General features: G+C 76.4%; 4 protein-coding genes and 1 pseudogene. All 5 read right to left on the bottom strand.

Annotation, left to right across the window (positions count from 1 at the left end; genetic code table 11):
• A pseudogene (locus AB0F11_RS37690) lies at window positions 1-279 on the bottom strand (hypothetical protein); the annotation flags it as partial.
• Complete coding sequence (locus AB0F11_RS37695; RefSeq protein ID WP_362184304.1) at window positions 276-974, bottom strand: sigma-70 family RNA polymerase sigma factor; 699 nt, start codon at window positions 972-974, stop codon at window positions 276-278. The gene AB0F11_RS37695 and the pseudogene AB0F11_RS37690, both read right to left, overlap by 4 nt.
• A gap of 8 nt (window positions 975-982) precedes the next feature.
• Entirely contained in the window at window positions 983-1,480 is a 498-nt protein-coding gene (locus AB0F11_RS37700) for an LAETG motif-containing sortase-dependent surface protein (RefSeq protein WP_362184306.1), read from the bottom strand.
• Window positions 1,481-1,627: 147 nt separating this feature from the next.
• Window positions 1,628-3,244: a glycosyltransferase gene (locus tag AB0F11_RS37705; protein ID WP_362184308.1), complete on the bottom strand. Its 1,617-nt coding sequence runs from the start codon at window positions 3,242-3,244 to the stop codon at window positions 1,628-1,630.
• A gap of 196 nt (window positions 3,245-3,440) precedes the next feature.
• Window positions 3,441-3,815 carry a YbjQ family protein gene (locus AB0F11_RS37710; RefSeq protein WP_362184310.1) on the bottom strand — a complete coding sequence of 125 codons (375 nt, stop codon included), beginning with the start codon at window positions 3,813-3,815 and terminating at the stop codon, window positions 3,441-3,443.
• Between the last annotated feature and the right edge of the window lie 403 nt (window positions 3,816-4,218).

Here is a 4,218-nt window from a genome sequence, read left to right on the forward strand (position 1 = left end):
GGGGCGCGGGAGCCCGGGATCCGGCGCGAGGAGGGCGTACCCGGCCACGGCAGCGGCGGCGGCCGCGGCGAGCGCGGCGGCGGGCAGGGCGAAGCGCCGCCACCGCAGCACCGCACCGGCGGGCCGGTGGTGCGGGCGGAGGCCCGGCGGCTCGGCGGGCCGCAGGTCGCGCACCGTGACGGAGGCGGCGCGGGCGTCCAGGGCCCGGCGCAGCCGGGCCTCCACGGGGCGCTCGCCAGGGCGTTCCACGGACGTGTCGCCGTGCGTGCCGTGCGTCATATGCGTCCCTCCAGAATCCGTTCCAGCGCGTCCAGGGCGCGGCTCGCGTTCGACTTCACCGCGCCCCGGCTGATCCCGAGGGTCGTTGCGATCTCCGCCTCGCTCAGCTCGGCCCAGTAGCGCAGCACCAGGACCTGGCGGCGGCGCGGGGTCAGCCGGCCCAGCGCGGCCAGGACCTCGCGGTGGGCCTCGTCGAGGACGACGTGCTCCTCCGCTGAGGGCATGTCCGCCGCGGCGGGCGGGGTCCACGCGCGGGCGGTGCGGCGGCGGCGCAGCACGGAGCGTGAGGTGTTGACGACGGCGGTGCGCAGGTAGCCCAGGGCGTTGTCGACCTCGGCGATGTGCTCGCCGTGGCGCCGGTAGAGGGCCGTGAAGGCGTCCTGGACCACGTCCTCGGCGGTGGCCAGGTCGTCGACGAGCAGGACGGCCAGCCGGACCATGGGCAGCCGGTGCGCGTGGTACAGCTCTGAGACGGTGGGCCGGGGCGCATCACCGCCGTGGCCGCCGCTGCCGTCGGGGGCGTACGGGCACCCGTACGGGCGCGGGGGCCCGGTCCCGGGTCCGTACGGCGGCGCGGGCGCGGCGGTCGCCGGGCGTTCCCGGCGCAGCACCCGCGCCCGCAGGCCCCGCCACGCCCGGCGGAGGCCGGGTATGGCGGGGCCCGCGAGGGGTGCAGGCGGTGCGAGGTGGAGCACGGGGGTCCTCAGCCGTTGGCGCGCCGGCGGACGGCGAACAGGGTTCCGGCTCCAGCGGCGACGAGCACGGCCGCCCCGATGCCGATGGCGGCGGTGGTCGCGGAGGACCCGGTCTGCGCGAGCTCGTGTCCGGCCGGGACGGCGGTGGGCGTCGGCGAGGCGGGCGGGGCGCCGGCCGGGCTGCTGGGGACGGCACTCGGAGCGGCGGTCGGCGGGTGGCTGACGGACGCCGTCGGGCGGGGGCTCGCCGGCGAACTCGGCACGGGGGTCGGGCGGATGGTGGGCGCAGTGGTGGGCGTGGCGCTGGGCGGGGTGCTGGGCACCGCGGTCGGCGCCGGCGAAGGCGTGGCGGACGCCGGCACCGACACGGGTGCCGACACCGACGCGGGCGCCGCGTACGCGCCGGACACGGGCCCGGCGAGGGAGAGCGCGACGGCCGCCCCGGCAGCGGCGGTGGCGGTGGCGGCCGCCCGGCGGGCGGACAGCGGGACGCTCTTGAGGTTCATCACGGTGGTTCTCCACGGTCGGGTCGAGGGCGCGGGATGACGCCCTTCACCCCCGCACGACGCGCGACCCCGCGGGAGGTTGCCGCTCCTCGGCAGAAAAGTTTTCGCGCCCTCGGAACGGGCGCGGCGGGGTGGGCAGGGTCCGGTTCACCCCGTCGGCAGCGGGATCCGGCGGACCACCTCGAAGCTCAGGTTCCCGTAGCCGGTGAAGAAGGGGGCCGCGGCGAGTTCGGTGGCGCCGTCGGGGTCGCGGGCCAGGACCCGGGCCCGGCGGGCCGTCCGGTCCAGGTCCGGCGCGTGCCGTCGGCCGAGCCGGACGGTGCGGGTGACCCCGTCCGCGCGGACGTGGAGGAAGCAGTCCCAGGTGCCCGGCGGGAGCGGGTCTCCCCCGGCCACCGTGGCGAGGTCGAGGTCCGCGCGGAACCCGGCCAGCTCCAGCCCCGGGCCGCGGTCGGCGAGCTCCGGCGCGGGGCCGGCGGTGGCGGGCACGGTGTACTCGCGGCCCGTCTCCCGCTCGCGCAGCGCGAGCTCGCTCTCCATGCGGCCGGTGCCGAGGCTCTGGATCCAGGCGTGGCCGGTGAGCCGGATCCGGCGGCCCTGCCAGGTCATCGACGCCAGCTGGTGCTGGGCCTTGAGGGTGTCGGTCACATCGAACAGCACGTCCGGCAGCGCCGCGGCCGGATCCCGGAACAGGGGGTAGCAGCGGTAGACGCGGCCGCCTTCGACGAGTTCGCGCGGCGGGGGCTCCTCGGCGGGGTCGTACTCCATGAGCTGTTCGAAGGCGGGCAGCGGGCCGCAGGCGAACGCGTACAGCCGGATCCAGTCGATGCGCGGCAGCTCGCCGCCCGTGTCGGGCGTCCAGTACGTCTCCACGAGGGTCCGGGCCCGGGCGTAGACCTCCGCCGTGAACGCCGGATCGCCGTGGCGGGCGGCCACGGCCGGGCGCAGGGCGGTGCGCAGCAGGCTGCGGAAGTGCCGGCCGAGCATCCGGCGCCGTCCCACCGGGTCGGTCACCCGCTCGGCGACCAGCGCCATGACCCGCTCGATGTGCGCGACCGTCTCGTGGGCGGTGCGGGTGCGGCTGGTGAGGTTCTGCCCGTCGTCACGGCGGCGCAGGAAGTAGCAGTCGTAGTCGCCGACGACGGATATCCGGGCGGCGGCCAAGTACACGGAGGTGACGAAGAGCTGGTCCTCGCCGTACCAGAGGTCCTCCGGGTAGCGCAGGCGTCCCTCCTCGATGATCCGGCGGCGCATCAGCTTGGCGGAGTGCAGGGACCGGTAGACCTCCGAGGTGTAGAGGTCTGCCTGCGGGGCGTGCCGGTGGGCCTTCTCCGACACCGTGCGGCCGAGCCCGACCTGCTTGGCCAGGACCACGTCGCTGCCTTCCGCCTCGGCCATGTCCAGCAGCCGCTGCAGCGCTTCGGGGCCGAGGTGGTCATCGGCGTCGGCGAAGAAGACGTACCGGCCGCGGGCCAGGTCCAGGGCCCGGTTGCGCGGGGCCCCCGGGCCGCCGGAGTTCGGCTGGTGCAGCACCCGCAGGTGCGGGTGGCGGGCCGCGAAGCGGTCCAGCTCGGCCCCGCTGCCGTCCGTGGAGCCGTCGTCGACCGCGATGACCTCCATGCGCCCGGCGCCCAGGCTCTGGCCCAGAACCGATTCCAGGCACACCGTGAGGTACGGCATCGCGTTGTACACGGCGATGATCACGGAGACGTCGGGGACGGGCCGGGACTCGGACTCCGGGGCGGACTCGGGCTGGCGGTACATGCCCTGAGCATATGGTTCGCCGCCCGAGCCCCTGCCGGGCGGCCCGGACCCGCCGCCTGCTCCATCCGGTGGACTGGTCCCGCACGGCAGTTGAACCCTTGCGGCTCCCCCGCGTTCGATGGCTCAGGGGGCAAGCCCCGGCTCACTGCCTACGTCTTTCCCCCTCCCGTACCGGGCTCCGCTCGGCAGCCCCGGGTCACGAACCGGCGGGGACGAGGACGACGGCCGTGCCGTACGCGCACACCTCGGTCCCGACGTCCGCGGCGTCGGTCACGTCGAAGCGCATCATCAGGACGGCGTTCGCGCCGCGGGCCTTCGCCGCCTCGATGAGGCGCTCCATGGCCTGGTTGCGGGTTTCGACGAGGGTCTTGGTCAGGCCCTTCAGTTCGCCGCCGATCATCGACTTCAGGCCGGCGCCGATCTGGCTGCCGAGGTGGCGGGAGCGCACGGTCAGGCCGAAGACCTCGCCGATGACCTGCTCGACGCGGTAGCCGGGGACGTCGTTCGTCGTGACGACGAGGACGCCGGTCTGGTCGGCGCCAGGGCCGCCGCTGTAGTCGTTGATGCCCATGGGTCCCACTGTGGGGGCGGCTGCGGGCGCCCGCATCCGCAGCCGCGGGCCGGGGCCCTGCCGTCAGGACCGCCGGGCCGCCGCGGGGCCGGACCCCGTGGGCCGGGACCACCGCCCCTCGCGGGCCACCGTCAACCCCCTTGAGTACCACCCTGGTTGTAGAGCATGGCCACCCTGGGGGGTAGACGGAATTCACCCCGTGGATGGGCGAACCGGGGCGGCCCCCGCGCGTAGATTCGCCGGGTCGGCAGCTGCCGGCACCGGCCCTGCGCCTCGGGGCCCCGTCGCGGCGGGCGGGGGCCGTGGGGGGGGGGGCCGGGCGGGGCCGGGCCCCGCCGGCCCCCACCCCGGCACCGGCGCGGGGTTGTGGCGTTTGGGGGCAACGGCCGGGGGTCGACCCGGG

The sequence above is a fragment of the Streptomyces sp. NPDC032472 genome (genome assembly GCF_040636955.1).
GTDB lineage: Bacteria > Actinomycetota > Actinomycetes > Streptomycetales > Streptomycetaceae > Streptomyces.

Coding starts and splice junctions, on each gene's coding strand:
- AB0F11_RS37705 (WP_362184308.1), bottom strand. CDS start 3,244: ATGTACCGCCAGCCCGAGTCCGCCCCGGAGTCCGAGTCCCGGCCCGTC.
- AB0F11_RS37700 (WP_362184306.1), bottom strand. CDS start 1,480: ATGAACCTCAAGAGCGTCCCGCTGTCCGCCCGCCGGGCGGCCGCCACC.
- AB0F11_RS37710 (WP_362184310.1), bottom strand. CDS start 3,815: ATGGGCATCAACGACTACAGCGGCGGCCCTGGCGCCGACCAGACCGGC.